Source organism: Halolamina litorea (genome assembly GCF_026616205.1).
GTDB lineage: Archaea > Halobacteriota > Halobacteria > Halobacteriales > Haloferacaceae > Halolamina > Halolamina litorea.
In genome coordinates this window covers 1,056,769-1,072,889 of sequence record NZ_JANHGR010000001.1, presented here as the reverse complement: position 1 = coordinate 1,072,889, position 16,121 = coordinate 1,056,769, and the positions used below count along the sequence as shown (strand labels likewise).

11 protein-coding genes and 1 tRNA gene are annotated in these 16,121 nt (G+C 69.2%); 7 read left to right on the top strand and 5 right to left on the bottom strand.

Annotation, left to right across the window (positions count from 1 at the left end; all coding sequences use genetic code 11):
• Positions 1–179: 179 nt before the first annotated feature.
• Complete coding sequence (locus NO998_RS05650) at positions 180–1,256, bottom strand: DUF4352 domain-containing protein (RefSeq protein ID WP_267646096.1); 1,077 nt, start codon at positions 1,254–1,256, stop codon at positions 180–182.
• A gap of 128 nt (positions 1,257–1,384) precedes the next feature.
• On the opposite strand from NO998_RS05650, the gene NO998_RS05645 reads away from it, so the two are divergent.
• Together NO998_RS05645 and NO998_RS05640 are read left to right on the top strand one after the other, a co-directional pair.
• On the top strand, positions 1,385–1,882 hold the full coding sequence (locus tag NO998_RS05645) for a LabA-like NYN domain-containing protein (RefSeq protein WP_267646095.1): 498 nt from the start codon (positions 1,385–1,387) through the stop codon (positions 1,880–1,882).
• A gap of 74 nt (positions 1,883–1,956) precedes the next feature.
• Entirely contained in the window at positions 1,957–2,454 is a 498-nt protein-coding gene (locus NO998_RS05640; RefSeq protein ID WP_267646094.1) for a PUA domain-containing protein, read from the top strand.
• A gap of 3 nt (positions 2,455–2,457) precedes the next feature.
• Here NO998_RS05640 and NO998_RS05635 read toward each other — a convergent pair whose 3' ends face one another.
• Genes NO998_RS05635 through NO998_RS05620 form a run of 4 tightly spaced genes read right to left on the bottom strand, consistent with a single transcriptional unit; the run spans position 2,458 to position 5,280 of the window.
• Positions 2,458–3,465, bottom strand: a complete 1,008-nt coding sequence (locus tag NO998_RS05635; protein ID WP_267646093.1) for a presenilin family intramembrane aspartyl protease PSH — start codon at positions 3,463–3,465, stop codon at positions 2,458–2,460.
• A gap of 40 nt (positions 3,466–3,505) precedes the next feature.
• The gene (locus tag NO998_RS05630) at positions 3,506–3,733 is read right to left on the bottom strand and encodes an H/ACA ribonucleoprotein complex subunit GAR1 (RefSeq protein ID WP_267646092.1); all 228 of its coding nucleotides are present in this window, start codon (positions 3,731–3,733) and stop codon (positions 3,506–3,508) included.
• Complete coding sequence (gene srp19, locus NO998_RS05625; RefSeq protein WP_267646091.1) at positions 3,733–4,011, bottom strand: signal recognition particle subunit SRP19; 279 nt, start codon at positions 4,009–4,011, stop codon at positions 3,733–3,735. Before srp19 ends, NO998_RS05630 begins: the two co-directional genes overlap by 1 nt.
• Before the next feature lie 42 nt (positions 4,012–4,053).
• Complete coding sequence (locus NO998_RS05620) at positions 4,054–5,280, bottom strand: PGF-CTERM-anchored ABC transporter substrate-binding protein (protein ID WP_267646090.1); 1,227 nt, start codon at positions 5,278–5,280, stop codon at positions 4,054–4,056.
• Positions 5,281–5,338: 58 nt separating this feature from the next.
• Between NO998_RS05620 and btuC the strand changes: the two genes are divergently transcribed.
• The 5 genes from btuC (at position 5,339) to NO998_RS05595 (ending at position 16,088) form a co-directional block, all read left to right on the top strand.
• The gene (gene btuC, locus NO998_RS05615; protein WP_267646089.1) at positions 5,339–6,412 is read left to right on the top strand and encodes a vitamin B12 ABC transporter permease BtuC; all 1,074 of its coding nucleotides are present in this window, start codon (positions 5,339–5,341) and stop codon (positions 6,410–6,412) included.
• Positions 6,409–7,713, top strand: coding sequence for an ATP-binding cassette domain-containing protein (locus NO998_RS05610; RefSeq protein WP_267646088.1), 1,305 nt, complete (start codon positions 6,409–6,411; stop codon positions 7,711–7,713). Before btuC ends, NO998_RS05610 begins: the two co-directional genes overlap by 4 nt.
• 64 nt (positions 7,714–7,777) lie before the next feature.
• Complete coding sequence (locus tag NO998_RS05605; protein WP_267646087.1) at positions 7,778–8,779, top strand: class I SAM-dependent methyltransferase; 1,002 nt, start codon at positions 7,778–7,780, stop codon at positions 8,777–8,779.
• A gap of 55 nt (positions 8,780–8,834) precedes the next feature.
• A tRNA-Thr gene (locus tag NO998_RS05600) sits at positions 8,835–8,907 on the top strand.
• Between the two features lie 374 nt (positions 8,908–9,281).
• The gene (locus tag NO998_RS05595) at positions 9,282–16,088 is read left to right on the top strand and encodes a malectin domain-containing carbohydrate-binding protein (RefSeq protein WP_267646086.1); all 6,807 of its coding nucleotides are present in this window, start codon (positions 9,282–9,284) and stop codon (positions 16,086–16,088) included.
• Positions 16,089–16,121: the final 33 nt, after the last annotated feature.

The following is a 16,121-nucleotide window of genomic DNA, read 5'->3' as shown; positions in this document are numbered from 1 at the left end:
AGCGTTTGTCGCGTTTAGCGGCGACCGGGCCGACGGCCGGGGCTGCGGGCGAGCGCTCGCGCCGAGCCGTCGGGGACTGCGTCACGTCTGGGAGCGGGTGACCGACGGACAAAACGTTTGTGAATCCTGAAGCCGTGTACTGTCGGAGTCCTTGACAGTCCGACGGGGCGCCCAACGGGTTAGCGCAACTGCCAGAACGTCTTGTTGCCGCTTGCGAACACGCTGAACTCGAAGGCCCAGTAGAGCGGGGAACGCCCCGTTTGGACCTCGTAGGCCAGTTCCCCGCGTCGGGTTTCACCGTCGGAGAGCGGCGTTCCCTCGTCGAAGCCGCGGTCGAGCTGGCTCGTCGCGGTGAGGTCCTCCTGATAGGTGTACCCGTCGCCGTCTTTCACCATCATCTGGAGGATCGTCGAGAAGCGCTGTTCCTCGCCGGTGTTGTTCGTGATCGAGATGTCGACGACGACGAACTCGTTCCCCTCATCGGGCTGGGCGAACTCACCCAACGACGACTCCGTCCGGAACTCGTTGACGGCCGTTTGCACGTCGCCGTACTCCACGGTATCGCCGGGCGAGTAGACTTCGACCTGCAGGGTCTGCTCCAACTGGTGGACCTGATCCGCTTCCGTCTCGAGGTCGATGGTGGCCCGGTCGATGCCGCCGAAGAGCGAGACGTCGAAGTCGAAGACGAGTTCCAGCCCCGACGCGTCGGTGGGGATTTCGAAGGGGACGGCGCCACGGCCCACCTCCCCGGGAGCGAACTGTCCCCCGTCCAAGGCCGGTGTCTCCCCCATCCCGAACGTCTGGTCGTACTGGTAGTCCTCGTCGTCCCGGAGCCGGGTCTGTAGCAGATTACTGACCTCCGTGTACTCGCTACTCGTGTTCTTCAAGGCCATCTGGACCTCCACGAACTCGTTCCCGCTGTCCGGTTCGGTGAACTCACCGAGGCTCACGCCGCGCTCGAAGGACTCGACGACGAGGCTCATCGACTCACCCTCGACGAGTTCGCCGACGGCCGCGGTGACGCGTTCGGCGGCGGGCGTGTCCGTCGGCTCCTCGGTCGGCTCTTCCGTCGGTTCGTCGGTTGACGTGTCGGTTCCCGTCGTCGGGTCCGTATCTGGCTCCGAAGTCGCGCTCCCGGTAGGCGAGTCTGACGTACCGTCCGTCTCACTGACGAGTTCGGGGTCTTCGCCACCGCTGCATCCGGCGAGGCCCGTGATACCGAGTCCGGTGAGGGCGAGATATCGTCGTCGGTCCATCGTACCAACGTATTCCCACAGCCACAAAGTATTGGTCGTCCTAGGTTTCCTGTAGTTCAGGGCTACCGGGAGGACGGAGCCACACCCGAGACGGTGTTTTTTAAGCGACGCCGCGCAACCGACCGGTAATGACGGAGATCCACGAGGGCCAGCGCGTGGCGGTCCTCGCCGACGCGCAGAACCTCTACCACACCGCTCAGAGTCTCTACTCTCGGAACATCGACTACGCGGGGCTGCTCGAGAAGGCCGTGATGGACCGCGAACTGGTGCGGGCGCTGGCCTACGTGATCCGCGCGGAGTCACCCAACGAGGAGTCCTTCTTCGAGGCGCTTGAGGAGATCGGCTACGAAACCAAGATCAAGGAGATCAAGACGTTCGGCGACGGCTCCCAGAAGGCCGACTGGGACGTGGGAATCGTCCTCGACGCCGTGACGCTGGCCTCGAAAGTGGACACGCTCGTGCTGGTCAGCGGCGACGGCGACTTCGCACGGCTCTGTTCGCACCTGCGCCACGAGGGCGTCCGGATCGAGGTGTTCGCCTTCGAGAACTCGACCGCCGACGAACTGGTCGAGGCCGCCGACGCCTTCCACGACATGGCCGCGCGCGAGGAGGAGTTCCTGCTGTAACCGGACACGTCGACAGGCTCCGACGCGCCGACGGCATCCGGGAGCCTTTTTCCCGCGACCCGCCTCGCTCCCGCATGGCCAAGACCTCGCGTGCGGACCTGCGGACCACCGCGGACTACCAGTTCGGCCGCGGCGCCGGCGACGCGCTGTTCCCCGCGGAGGCCCACCTCGAGATCGACTACTCGACCGGCGGCCGTCCCAGCCAGATCCACGCCCCCGACGGCCGGCTGGCATCGATGGGGACCGACGGGCGCTTCACGCTCGGCTTCGCCGGCGGGCGGCGACTCCACGACCACCTCGACGGCCTCGCCTACCGCGTCGTCGTCGGCGACGAGTCCGAGCCGTTCGTCCGCGACGGCGAGAACACGTTCGCGAAGTTCGTCGACGAGTGCGGCGACGACATCCGCCCTGGTGACGAGGTGCTCGTCGTCCACGAGGACGGCGAACTGCTGGCTGTCGGTCGTGCAGAACTCTCCGCCGAAGGGATGCAGGACTTCAACAGCGGGATGGCCGTCAGCGTTCGGGAGGGCGTCGAGGAGTACGTCGACGAGGAGTACGTCGGCGAGGAGTAGCTTCTACAGTCCGAGCGCCGTCGTCAGCGGGACCCCGACCGCGAGCGCGCCGGCGAGGTAGCCCAGTATCGCGCCACCGTTGAGCAGCGGCAGCCCCGCGTGGGCCCGGCCGGCGAACACCATCCGGAGCAGGATGAACAGCCCCACGAACGTGCCGACCATCGCCGTCAGCGCGGGGACGTTCAGCGCCGGGATCGGTCCGAAGCCGATGGCGCCGGCGTCGAGGAACTGCGCGGCGCTGGCAACGAGCACCGTCGGCATCACCGCGTCGCCGAGGCCGATGAAGAAGGCGTCTCGGTCGGTGACGGCATCGCTCTCGCCCTCGATGGCCGCCTCGTCGGACGGCGACGACGGACCAGTCTCGTCGTCGGTGTGTTCAGCACCGGCAGCGTCGGTGTCGCCGCCGTCCGCGGCCGCATCGGCGCCCTCGTCGTCTTCCGGGAGCACCGAGAAGCCGAGCGTGAGCGGGATCACGAGCACGACCGGGATCCGGAGGTCGAGCACGCCGTCGGCCAGGTCGAGCATGTGCTCGGTGCCGTAGACCGAGATGGCGTCGTACACCGCCAGCACCGTGAGCAGCAGGATCGCCGGCAGCAGGCCGAAGCTGATGCCGAACAGCCCCGCGGCGCCGGCGCCCATCATCACCCCGGCGGCGTCGATGACGTACCACTCGGGGTAGACCCAGAGCGCGACCGAGACCAGCGCGGCGGCCGGGATCGAGGCGAGGTCGGGGAGGAACGTCCCGAGGACGTACCACGAGAGCAGGCCGCTGGTGAAGACGACGAACGCGCGGACGACCCAGTCGTAGTCGTACTTGAACGCCGCGAGCATCAGCGCCGTCATCACGAGGATCAGCGCGATGTAGATCAGGCTGTTCGTCGGATCCTGTGGGTTCTCGAACTGCTGGTAGCCGCTGGCCTCGAAGGAGGGAACCAGCGCCAGCGCCCCCAACTGGACGAGGAGGAAGACGAGGGCGGCGAAGGCCGTCCCTCGGAACGCGCGGGAAGTCATGCCCCGGCGTTCGCTCGGGAGGGGTTTGGCGGTTGTGGTCCTACCGTGCGTAGAGTTTGCCGCCGACGAGCGCCGTGAGCTTCGAGCGGTCGTTTGGTGTGACCGCGACGTAGGGCTGCTCGACCGGGCCGAACACGTCGACGATCCGCCCGACGGTATCGAGGTTCTCGTCGACGACGGCCCGCCCGATCGGCGGGTGGTCAGCGCCCGGACAGCGGGCGATGGCGAGTCCCTGTGCGGTCCGGGAGACCGTGCCGACTCGCTCCATCAGTCCCGGAGGATGCCGACGTAGGCCGCGATGGCCTGCACGAGGTCGTTCTTGGAGGCGTCGTCGGCGCCCTGGACGACGACGCGGCCGCGCTGTTCGTACTCGCGGGAGTAGGTCTTGTCCCGCTCGACGACGGCGTCGTAGCCGACCTGCTGGACGGCCTTGGCGATCTCGTCGACCGTCGGCTCGTCGACGGCCGCCGACTCCGGCACCCGGCGGCCCTCCGAGCGGCTGTAGGCCGCATCGAGGTAGGCGGGGTAGACGATGTTCTCGATCATACGTCAAAATGGGCCGGCCGCGCTGAAAGCGGTTTTGGTGACTCAGTCCCGGCGGGCGAGCAGCGCCGCGCCGGCGCCCAGGGCCGCCACGGCGGCGACGCCGCCGAAGCCGGGTCCGGAGGCAGTAGTCTCCTCCGCCGACTGATCGTCGGCCTCGGTCGGCGTCGCCGTCGAGGCGGCAGTCTCGGTCGGAGTCGCCGTCTGCGTCGCGGTCGCTTCCGCCGTCGCCTCGGCCGTTGCTTCGGCCGTCGCGGTGGTCGTCGCCTCGGCGCCGACGCTCACCTCGCTCCGCGCGGTCCACTCCGCGTCAGCGGCCGCGTCGGGGTGGAACCCCTCGGTGAGGTTCCGGGTCGAGTACACCACCGAGCGCGGCGCCGGTTGGCTCAGGTAGTTCCCGTCGACGACGACGCTGGCGTTGTTCGCACCGGCGGTCGTCAGCGAGTACGGTTCGGAGGCGATCAGGTCCTCCTGACCTTCCTGCAGCACCAGCATCTCGGGGTCGAGTTCGATGATCCGCTCGTCGGAGACCTGGTAGGGGTACGCGCTCTCGAAGGCGTCGGCCGCGAGGTTGGTGCCGCCCGCCGCGGTCACCATCGCGTCGATGAACGTCCCGCCGCCGACCAACGAACCGCCGCTGAGGGGGACCAGCACGTCGGGCGCCTCGGCGTCGGCGGTGACGGTGGTGGCCGTCTCGACGTTCGCGTTCATCCACGCGTTCGCCTCGGCGGCGCCCTCGCAGTTGCCGGTAAGCCGACCGATCAGTTCGGTCTTGTTCGCCACGTCCGAGACGGAGGTGGCGGCCCGGAACTGGTAGACCGTCATGCCGGCGTCGCGGAGCGCCGTGACCGTCGAGTCGGGGACGATGTTCGCCGCGAGCACGAGGTCGGCCTCGGTGCCGACGACGGCCTCGGTGCTGTAGCCGAAGCCGGCCGCCGAGACGTTCGTCCGGCTCTCGGCGTTCGCGAGGTAGTGGGCGTTGCTGCTGAGCCCGACGACCTGCTCCTTGCCGCCGATCTCCCACATCGTCTGGGCCGCGCTGGCGCCCAGCGTCGTCACGGTCTCCGGTGCTTCCTCGACGGTCACCTCGGTGCCGGTCACGTCGGTCGACGTGAACGGGAAGGAACAGTCGGGTGTCTCCTGCTGGAGCGTGGCGTCGGCGGCGTCGACGGTATCGACGGCGCCCGCGCCGGGCGCGCCGACCGCCGCGGCCGGCGCGGCCCCAGCGAGGAGGGTACACAGTACGAGCATCAGCGTCGCATACGTTCGCATCGACTCCACCTGGCAGCTAGTGCAATAAGTATTTATCTAACGCAACTCAGCTTTGGGTATGGACGCGATTCGGCGAGCGGCCGGCTGGTCAGCGGCGCTCAGCCTCGCGCTCGTCGCCGTCATCGTCGCCAGCGCCGGGATCGGTCCCGTCCCGGTGCCCGCCGAAACCGTCGTGAAGGCCGTACTGGAGGCCGTCGCCGTCCCGAGCCTCGCCGGCGGCGACCTCGGCTGGCACCACCCCTTCTCGTTCTCGCTGCGGGAGTCCCATCGGGCCATCGTGATGGCCGTCCGGCTCCCGCGGATCCTGCTCGGCGCACTCGTGGGGTTCGCGCTGGCCGCCGCCGGGACAGTGATGCAGGGGTTCTTCCGGAACCCGATGGCCGACCCCTCCATCGTCGGCGTCTCCTCGGGCGCCGCCGTCGGTGCGGTGGCGTCCATCGTCGCCCCCGCCCTGCTCCCGTTCGGGCTCGGACTGGAGACGGCGGCGTTCGTCGGCGCGCTCGTGACGGCGTTTGTCGTCTACGCCGTCGCGACCGAGGGCGGCCGGACGCCCGTGGCGACGCTCCTGCTCGCGGGCGTGGCGATCCAGACGTTCCTCGGCGCGGTCACCTCCTTCATGCTGCTGCACTCCGGCCAGAGCATGCGCGAGGTCGTCTACTGGCTGATGGGCCACCTCGACGACGCCGGCTGGGGAGATTTCGTCCCTGTGGCCGGCGTCCCGCTGCTCCCCCTGTTCGTCCTCGTCTGCTTCGGCGTCTTGCTCGCGTACGCACGAGACCTGAACGTCCTGCTGCTGGGTGAGGAGGAGGCCGCCGGGCTGGGAATCGAAGTCGAGCGGACCAAGCGACTGCTGCTCGCTGTCTCGGCGGTCATCACCGGCGCCGCCGTCGCCGTCTCGGGCGTCATCGGCTTCGTCGGCCTGATCGTCCCTCACGTGCTGCGGCTGGTCGTCGGCCCCGATCACCGCGTGCTGCTGCCGACGGCGTCAGTCGCCGGCGCGGCGTTCCTCGTCGCCGCCGACACGGTCGCCCGGAGCGGCGCCCAGGAGCTCCCGGTGGGCATCGTCACCGCCGCCGTCGGCGCGCCGTTCTTCCTCTTCCTGCTGCGAAACCGGAGGGTCCACGAACTATGAGTCATCAGCGTAACCGAACGGAACCGTCCCCCAACGACCACACGCCACCCACCGACGACCCCGTACTGTCGGTCGAGGACCTCTCGGTGAGCCTCGGCGGCACCGACGTGCTCGACGGCGTGAGTCTCGACGTGGCCCGCGGGGAGCTGGTCGGCCTCGTCGGCCCTAACGGGGCCGGGAAGACCACGCTCCTACGTGCCGCGCGCGGGACGCTCACCCCCGAGTTGGGTCGGGTGGTCGTGGCGGGCGACCCCGTGGCCGACCTCTCGGCGAAGGCCATCGGCCGCCGGGTCGCGACGGTCCCGCAGGACACCGCCGTCTCCTTCGCGTTCAGCGTGCGCGAGGCCGTCGAGATGGGTCGAACCCCGCACGTTCCCCGCTTCGGCGCGATGGACGAAGCGGACCGCGACGCCGTGGACCGGGCGATGGAGCGCGCGGAGGTACGCGAGTTCGCCGACCGGCCCGTCACCGAGATATCCGGCGGCGAGCGCTCGCGAGTGCTGCTGGCCCGCGCGTTAGCACAGGAAACGCCGCTCCTGTTGCTCGACGAGCCGACCGCGAGCCTCGACCCGAACCACCGACTCCGGACGTTCGAGACGGTCGCCTCGCTGGTCGAGGAGGGCCGGGCGGCCGTCGCCGCGATCCACGACCTCGACACCGCGGCGCGGTACTGCGATCGGCTGGTCGTCGTCGCCGACGGCGGCGTGATCGCAGACGGTCCCCCGGAGACGGTGCTCACCAGCGAGACGCTGCAGCGGGCGTTCGACGTCGCCTCGGTGGTCACCGCCGACCCCGTCACCGAGCGCCCGCGGGTGACCGCGCTCCCGGAGAACCCCGAACAGATCGATGCCCCGGACGTGCCCGACGTGGAGCGGGTCCACGTCGTCGCCGGCGGCGGGCGAGCGGGCCCCCTGCTCACGCGGCTTGGCCGGGCGGGCGTCGAGGCGACGGTCGGCCCCGTGGCGACGGGCGACAGCGACGCCGATGTGGCGGACGCGCTGGGGATGGAGACCGTCACCGTCGACCCGCTCTCGGGGACCGACGCCGCGGCGCTCGACCGAACTGCCGAGTTCGCCGCGGCCGCCGACGCCGTCGTCGTCGCCGACGTGGACCTCACGGCGGGGCTCGTTCCCGTGCTCGACCGGCTCACCGAATCCTCGACGCCCGTCTACTGTGTCGAGGGGCGGTCGCTGGCCGAACGGACGGTGTCACAGGCCGCGGCCGAGCGCTACCGCGAGGTTCGGAGCGGCGAAACGGGAGTCGCCGCGTCGGCGCCGGAGCTACTGGAAGCGCTCGCGTAGGTCGGGGCGAGACGCCGACGGGGGCAACCGCAGCCCTTACTCGCGGCGGGCGCCGAGTTCGGGTATGAAGCGGCCCTGCGTCGTCGTCGCCCGCGAGAACGGCGAGGCGACCCGACAGCACCTCGCGGAGGCGGACCTGATCGACCAGTCGTTCGGCATCGCCGTCGAGAACGGCGACCTGTTCATCCCGGTCACCGACCCCGACGCCGTTCCCGAGGACCTGCCCCTCTCGGACCGTGACGTGCCCGAGCGGACCCCCCAGCAGACACCTGCGGACCTGCTGGGCTACGAGCCGACCTACGAGCGCCTCGGGGACGTGGTGCTCGTCGACGAGGACGACCCCGAGCGCGCCGCCGAAATCGCCGAGGCCATCGTCGAGTCGGACATCCCGGTCCGGAGCGTGCTCAACCGCGACTCGAAGGTGAAAGGCGAGACGCGAGTTCGGGACTGGGAGGTGCTCGCCGACGAGGGCGACGAACGCCCGCCGACGGAGACCGTCCACCGGGAGTACGGCCACGAGTTCGCCGTCGATGTGGCCGAGGTCTACTTCTCGCCCCGGCTCGCCACCGAGCGAAACCGCGTCGTGGAGCAGATCGAACCCGGCGAGCACGTACTGGACATGTTCGCCGGCGTCGGTCCCTACGCGATCCCGATGGCCGACGCGGGCGCGGAAGTGGTCGCCTGCGACCTCAACCCGGACGCTATCGCGTACCTCGAAGCGAACGCGGAGCGCAACGGCGTCGCCGACCGGATCACCACCCACGTCGGCGACGTGCGGGAGTTGACCGAGGAGTACGAGGGATGGGCCGACCGCTTGGTGATGAACCTCCCTCACACCGCCGCGGAGTTCGCCGACGCCGCCGTCGCGTTCGCCGGGGACTCCTGTGTGATCCACCTCTACGACATCCAGCACGAGGACGGCCCCTTCGACCGGGCCCGCGAGGCGCTGGTGGCGGCCGCCGGCGACGAGTACGAGGTGACGACGCTGGAAGAGCGGGTCGTGCGGTCGTACGCCCCCCACGAACTGAACGTCTGTCTGGACGCGCGACTGGACCGGATCGACTGACCGCGGTGGGGTTTCGCAACCCTTATGTTCGAGTTGGCGGTACGTTGGAGTGCGCGCCGGGGTAGCTCAGCTGGCAGAGCGATTCCTTCGTAAGGAATAGGTCGAGGGTTCAAATCCCTCCTCCGGCTCTTCTGTCGAACGACCCGAGACGAACAGCGGCACGTCCTCTGAATCAGGAAAGTCGTTCCTAGACGAGCGCAGCGAGCCGTGGGCACCCGATCGTGAGTCACGATCCGACTTCCCGCGACGAACATCGTGAACAGCGGACCGTACTCAGTGTTCCACGAACGGCGAGCAGCGTCGTCGACGCTGTCGGGGCAGAGTGGACCACAGACGTCGACCGTATACTGATGGTTGTGTACCGCTAACCGCCGTTATACAGAACGTTACGGCCCAGTTAGTGTGTTTATGGTTACAACTGGTGTAGCACCTCTGTTGGCCCGTTGTTCCACCGACTGGCGGCCCCATCACGGCCGGCAGGTGGTGGACAGCGGCAACCAACATGCCACCGACACCAGTACGGAAGGCGGTCGCAGTCCTCTTCGCGTTACTGATGGTCACGTCCGTGGGCGTGACCTCAGTCGCGCTCGGGGCGGGGACCGCGACCGCTCAGACGAGTAGCGACGTACAGTATCGGGTGAACGCAGGTGGATCGACGGTCACGGCCGTCGATGGCGGCCCCGACTGGACGGTGCCGGGCTCCACGAGCGGCCTCTCCGTGAGTGGGAGCACGTCGACGTACAGTACGGGTGACGCGATCACGCTCGACGGGTCGGTCCCGTCGAGTACGCCCGCCGACGTGTTCCAGACCGAACGCTACGGCGACCAGCAGTGGGCGTTCGACGTGACGGCCGGGCAGACGTACGACGTCCGGCTCTACTTCGCCGAGATCTTCGCGACCGCGTCGGGCGAGCGCGAGTTCGACGTGGCGATCGAGGGCGAGACGGTCCTGAACGACTACGACATCCACGCCGACGTGGGCCACGACACCGGCACGATGCAGTCGTTCACCGTGACGCCGAGCGACGACACGCTCGACGTGAACTTCACCACCGTGGTGGACAACGCGAAGGTCTCCGCGATCGAGATAGTCGCCGCCGAGCCGGAGCCCGACACGCTCGGCGGCCCGTCGAGCGTCGGCTTCGGCGAGGTGCTCACCGGCGAAACCGACACCGAGACGGTCACGGTGACCAACCTCGGCGGCACGGGTGACGCCTCGATCACCATCGACGGCGTCACCGTCTCCGGTGACGACGCGTTCTCGGCGGGATCGCCGTCGGCGACGACGCTCGCGCCCGGCGAGTCCGCGGAGGTCCCGGTGACGTTCGCGCCGAGCGAAGCCCAACCGAAGGCCGCGACGCTGGAGGTCTCCCACTCCGGGAACAACTCGCCGCTGACCGTCGACCTCGCCGGCGAGGGGGCGAGCACGGCACAGGTCGGCTTCGGCAAGAGCAGCCTGCAGGGGTTCGATCAGGGTCAACTCACCGCCCTCGAGTTCGGCCCCGACGGTCGGCTCTACGTCGCCCAGCAGAGCGGGACGGTGTACGCGCTGAACGTCACCCGGAACGGCGAGAACAGCTACAGCGTCACCGCGCAGGCGTCGATCGACGCCGTCCAGACGATCCCGAACCACGACGACAACGGGAACTACGTCCCCGGTGAGAACACCCGGCAGGTGACCGGCTTGACCGTCGGCGGGACCGCCGACGAGCCGATCGTCTACGTCTCCTCCTCGGACCCGACCATCGATGTGGGGACCGACGACGACGACACCGACACCAACTCCGGAGCGATCTCCCGGCTGACCCTCGACTGGGGGAGCAGCGACAGCCTGAACGGCGTCGACCACGACGTGATGGTGCTCGGGCTCCCCCGCTCCGAGGAGAACCACGCGACCAACGGGCTCGACCTGAGCGCCGACGGCGAGACGCTCTACGTCGCACAGGGCGGCCACACCAACAAGGGGGCGCCGAGCGACAACTTCGGCCACACGCCGGAGTACGCACTCTCGGCGGCCGTGTTGGAGATCGACCTCGCGGCGATCGAGCAGAACTACGCGGCCAAGGACCTCGCGAACTACGACCCGCAGGGCAGCAGCGAGTCCTACCCGAGCGTCGAGTTCATGTACGCGATCCCGACGATCGGGAACGACGACGCCACGCCCGGCGACGACCTCCCCTTCGGCGGGCAGGACGGCGCCAACCAGGCGAAGTGGCTCGCCGACGGCCCCGTGCAGGTCTACTCCTCGGGCTACCGGAACCCCTACGACCTCGTGCTGTCGGCCGACGACCAGCTATACGTCATCGACAACGGGCCGAACGGCGGCTGGGGCGGCCAGCCGGTGAACGAGGGCGCCGGCGGCGTGTGTACCAACGCGCCCAACGAGGACGGGAGCTACGGCACGGGCGATCAGCTCCACATCGCGACCGAGGGGAGCTACGGCGGCCACGCGGCCCCGATCCGCGCGAACCCGACCGGCGCGGACATCTACGACGCGAACGGGAACGTGGTGTTCGACATCAACGCCTCGAACAGCCCCGTTCCCGCCTCGGAAGTGAACCCGATCGAGTGTGACTACCAGGACCCGACCGAGGACAACTCGATCGGCGGCACGTTCGGGTGGACCGGCGGCATCGACGAGTACACCGCCTCGAACTTCGGCGGCGAGATGCAGGGCGACCTGCTCGTCGTCGAGGGCGCGAGCTCCGTCGAGCGCGTCCAACTGAACGCGACCGGGACGGGCGTCGTCAGCCAGTCCGGGAACTTCTTCAGCGACATCAGCGCGCTCGGCATCGAGGCGGTCGGCGACGACGGCCCCTTCCCGGGGACCGTCTGGACCGCCCGCGGCGACATCACGGTGTTCGAGCCGAACGACTTCGACAACGACGACTCCGGCGAGCAGTGTACCGGCGCCGACGACCCGAGCCTCGACGAGGACGGCGACGGCTACGACAACGCCGACGAGATCGACGCCGGCACCGACCCGTGTTCGGCCGCGTCCACGCCGGCGGACTTCGACGACGACGGCACCTCGGACCTGAACGACCCCGACGACGACGACGACGGGATCGACGACACCGAGGACCTGTTCGCGCTCGACCCGGACAACGGGCTGACGACCACCTTGCCGATCGAGATGGCGTTCACCGAGACGTCGCTGTTCGGCGAGAGCGGGCAGGGCTGGACCGGGCTGATGGCCAACGGGTCGGACTACGCGACGCTCTACGACCCCGGGCAGATGACCGTCGGCGGGGCCGCACAGGTCCTGACCGTCGAGAACGTCCCGCAGGGTGACGCACACCAAGCGACGAACACCCAGCAGTTCGCGTTCCAGCGCGGCTTCGTCGCCGACGCCCCCTTCACCGTCGAGACGACGGTGAACGGGCTGCCGAGCGACGCGGAGCCCTTCCAGTCACAGGGCATCTACATCGGCACCGGCGATCAGGACAACTACGCGAAGCTCACAGTGACCGGGTTCAGCACCGGTAGCGGCTCCGGCGTCCAGTTGGCCACCGAGGAAGCCGGAAGCTTCACCGACGTGGCGAACCCGCCCGCACCGACCGCGGGCAACACGACCACGCTCTCGATGACGGTCTACCCGAGCAACGGCACCGTCGAAGCGTACTACACGATGGCCGACGGGAGCCAACAGTTCGTCGGGGAGACGACCGTCCCGACGGCTTGGTTCGACAGCAGCGATGGAAACGGCACGGCGGTGGGCGTCATCGCCACCTCGAACGGCGCGAGTTCGCCGTTCGACGCCACGTGGAGCTACCTGAACGTCGAGTACGTCGATCAGCCGGCGAACCAGCCGCCCGAGGCTGACGCCGGTGCCGACCAGAGCGTCGAGGCGGGCACCGAGGTCACGCTCGACGCATCGGCGTCGACGGACCCCGACGGCGACGACGGCCTGCTGGGCTACACGTGGACCCAGACCGCCGGCACGCCCACGGGCCTGCTCGACATGAGCGACAGCGCGCAGGTGTCGTTCACCGCGCCCGACGTGAGCAGCGAGACGACCTACACTTTCCAGGTGAGCGTCTCCGACGGGGAGGCCAGCGATACCGACACGGTCAACGTCACGGTGCAACCGACGCCGACCGAGACGCTGACCGTCGCCGAGGCCGTCGCGGCTGGCGGCGAGAACGACTCGCTGGTCGAGGACAGCGAGATCCAGCAGGCGATCAACTGGTGGGCGACCGACAGCGAGGTGCCCAACACCGGCAACCAGACCATCGACGACGCCACGATCCAGTCGCTCATCAACGCGTGGGCGACCGAGTCGGCGGTCGGCGACGGCGACGACGGTTCCCAAGAGACCGGGTCGGCGCTCGTCGAGATCACGCCCGACTCGAGCATCGAGACCAGCACCTACGGCGGCGGCACCTACCAGGTGACCAACACCGGCGAGATGAACATCACGTCGGTCTCGATCGACCTGAGCACGGCGACGCTGCCGGACATGGTGTACGACCCGCAGGGGACTGCGGGCGACCCGACCGGCGAGGGGTTCACCATCGCCGACGAGGGCGACACCGGCATCACGACGGTGCCCGGGAGCGGCGAGGCGTTCAGCCAGCCCCACAACGGGCAGAACGCCGACGACGGCTACGACGTGATGACCGTCGAGTTCGACGACTTCCAGTCGGGCGAGACGGCGACGTTCTGGGCCGACAACGACCCGACCTCGATCAAGGGCGCGACGATCAACTCCCAGGAGGCCGGGCCGGTCTCCGGGCTGGAACTCGCCCGCGCGACGGTCACGGTCACCTACGAGGACGGCAGCACCCAGACGACCCAACTGATGGGTGACGGTTCGGCCGGCGGATCGACCGCGGTCGTTACCGACGACGAGGCGCCCGCGCCGACGGTCGGCGCCGACGGGCTCACGCTGAACGGCAGCGTCCTCGATGGCTACCACAGCGGGGCGACGGTCGCCGCGGCCGACCAGAGCATCACGGTCACCGGCGAACCGGGCGAGACGGTCACCCTCGTGCGTGTCGAGGGCGAACTCTCGCTCACGAACGTCCCGGACGCCGACGGCGACGGCGAGCCGGGCTACGACATCGAGGCCTACGAGGCCAACAACGCCCAGGACGTCGAGTACTACACGGCAACGCTCGACGCCAACGGCGAGGCGACCATCCCGGTCACGCTGACGAACACGACCGCCGACGGCGACGACAACGCCGGCTACAACTACTTCGTCGCCGCGCACGGGCAGGAAGGCGGCGACATGGGGCTGGCCTCGAACGTCGTCGTGCTGAAACTCGAGGAGAGCGTCGACGACGGCAACCCCGAGCAGCCCGACGATGTCGTGTTCGCGGTGAACGCCGGTGGCGCCGAGTACACCGCCGTGGACGGCACCGTCTACCAGGCGGACGCGAACTTCGACGGCGGCACGGCCTACAGCACGTCGGACTGGGCGGATTCGCCCCCCGAGATCGGGAACACCGAGGACGACCCGCTGTACCGCACCGAGCGCTACGGCGACCCGTTCGGCTACGACATCCCGGTTCCGGCGGACGGCGAGTACACGGTCACGCTCCAGTTCGCCGAGATCTACCAGGGCGCCGCCCCGAGTGACTCGCCGGACTCCTCCGGGCCGACCGACGGCACGAACGAGAACGACCGGCTGTTCAACGCCTCGATCGAGGGCCAGCAGGTTCTCAGCGAGTACGACATCTTCGCCGAGGTCGGCGCGCTGAACGCCACCGAGGAGACGTTCACCGTCACCGTCACCGACGGCACGCTGAACGTCGACTTCACCGCGATCAACGACAACGCGAAGGTTTCGGCGATCACGGTCACCCAGGCCAACGAGAGCGACGACGGCGGGGACGCGGGCACCGCGTCCGCCGACTTCGCCGTCACCGCGAACGGCGGGATCGACGCGAGCACCTACGAGAGCGGCTCGTTCGAGATCACCAACACCGGCGACGTGGCGATCACCTCGGTCACGTACGACCTCGGGACCGCCGCGTTCCCCGACGTGGTCTTCGACCCACAGGGGACCGCCGGCGACGCCACCGCGAAGGGGTTCACGCCCGACAGCGGCGCGAGCGCGGTGAGTCCCACTGGCTCCTTCGCCGCGCCCCACAACGGGCAGAACGGCGACGACGGCTACGACCAGCTCGTCGTCGACTTCGGCGACTTCGACGCGGGCGAGACGTTCGCGTTCTCGACGGACGTCGACCCGACGAGCATCAAGAACGCCCAGAGCACCGGCGCGGCCGGCTCCGTCTCCGGGCTCGAACTCGCGGGGGCGACCGTCACCGTCGAGTACGCCGACGGGACCACACAGACGACGAGCTTGTTCGCCGACGGCTCCGACGGGGGCGCAGAGGCCTCCGCGGCCGACGACGATCCCACGGCGCCGACCATCGGCGCCGAGAACGTCTCGCTCGACGCCGGCGCGCTGGAGGGCCACCACAGCGCGGCGACGGTCACCGCGGCCAACCAGACCGTCACCGTCACCGGTCCCGCGGGAGCGACCGTCGAACTCCTCCACGTGGAGGGCCAGCTCGGGCTCGACAACCAGACGAACGGCTACGACCTCGAACCGTTCGAGGCCAACACCGCCGAGAGCGTCGCCGTCGAGACGGTCACGCTCGACGCGAACGGCGAGGCGACGGTCGACGTGACGCTGACGAACACGTCGAGCAGTGGCGCAGAGGGCGGCTTCAACTACTTCGTCGCGGCCGTCGCGGACGGCGGCGACACGGGCGCGACCTCGAACGTGGTCGTGCTGAAGTACGACGACAGCGACGGCGGCGACTCGACGACCGCACAGGTCCTGCACCGCGTGAACGCCGGGGAGGGAACGACCGTCCCCGCCACCGACGACGGGCCCGACTGGACCGGCGCCGCGGACACGAGTTCGCCGTACCTCACGTCGGTCGCCGACCCGAGCAACAACTACTGCGGCGGTGACGAGGTCACCGCCGGCAGCACCGTTCCCAACGGCACCCCCGACGGCGTCTGGGACTGCGAGCGGTACGGGAACATGACCTGGACGTTCTCCGTCGACGCCGGCCAGACCGTCGAGGTCCGGCTCTACATGGCGAACTCCTTCACCGGCACCAGCGAGCCCGGCGACCGGCAGTTCAACGTCTCGATCGAGGGCCAGCAGGTCCTCAGCCAGTACGACCCCGTGGCCGACGCCGGCCACGCGACGGGCGTGATGAAGGCCGTCACCGTCACCGACGACGGCGACGGCACCGTCACGGTCGTCTTCGAAACCGGCGCGGTCGAGAACCCCGAGGTCCGGGCCATCGAGATCGTCGAATCGGACGACAGCGAGCAGTAGCGACACGATGACCGATCCCACGACACCCACCAC

Coding starts and splice junctions, on each gene's coding strand:
- NO998_RS05650 (WP_267646096.1), bottom strand. CDS start 1,256: ATGGACCGACGACGATATCTCGCCCTCACCGGACTCGGTATCACGGGC.
- NO998_RS05645 (WP_267646095.1), top strand. CDS start 1,385: ATGACGGAGATCCACGAGGGCCAGCGCGTGGCGGTCCTCGCCGACGCG.
- NO998_RS05640 (WP_267646094.1), top strand. CDS start 1,957: ATGGCCAAGACCTCGCGTGCGGACCTGCGGACCACCGCGGACTACCAG.
- NO998_RS05635 (WP_267646093.1), bottom strand. CDS start 3,465: ATGACTTCCCGCGCGTTCCGAGGGACGGCCTTCGCCGCCCTCGTCTTC.
- NO998_RS05630 (WP_267646092.1), bottom strand. CDS start 3,733: ATGGAGCGAGTCGGCACGGTCTCCCGGACCGCACAGGGACTCGCCATC.
- srp19 (WP_267646091.1), bottom strand. CDS start 4,011: ATGATCGAGAACATCGTCTACCCCGCCTACCTCGATGCGGCCTACAGC.
- NO998_RS05620 (WP_267646090.1), bottom strand. CDS start 5,280: ATGCGAACGTATGCGACGCTGATGCTCGTACTGTGTACCCTCCTCGCT.
- btuC (WP_267646089.1), top strand. CDS start 5,339: ATGGACGCGATTCGGCGAGCGGCCGGCTGGTCAGCGGCGCTCAGCCTC.
- NO998_RS05610 (WP_267646088.1), top strand. CDS start 6,409: ATGAGTCATCAGCGTAACCGAACGGAACCGTCCCCCAACGACCACACG.
- NO998_RS05605 (WP_267646087.1), top strand. CDS start 7,778: ATGAAGCGGCCCTGCGTCGTCGTCGCCCGCGAGAACGGCGAGGCGACC.
- NO998_RS05595 (WP_267646086.1), top strand. CDS start 9,282: ATGCCACCGACACCAGTACGGAAGGCGGTCGCAGTCCTCTTCGCGTTA.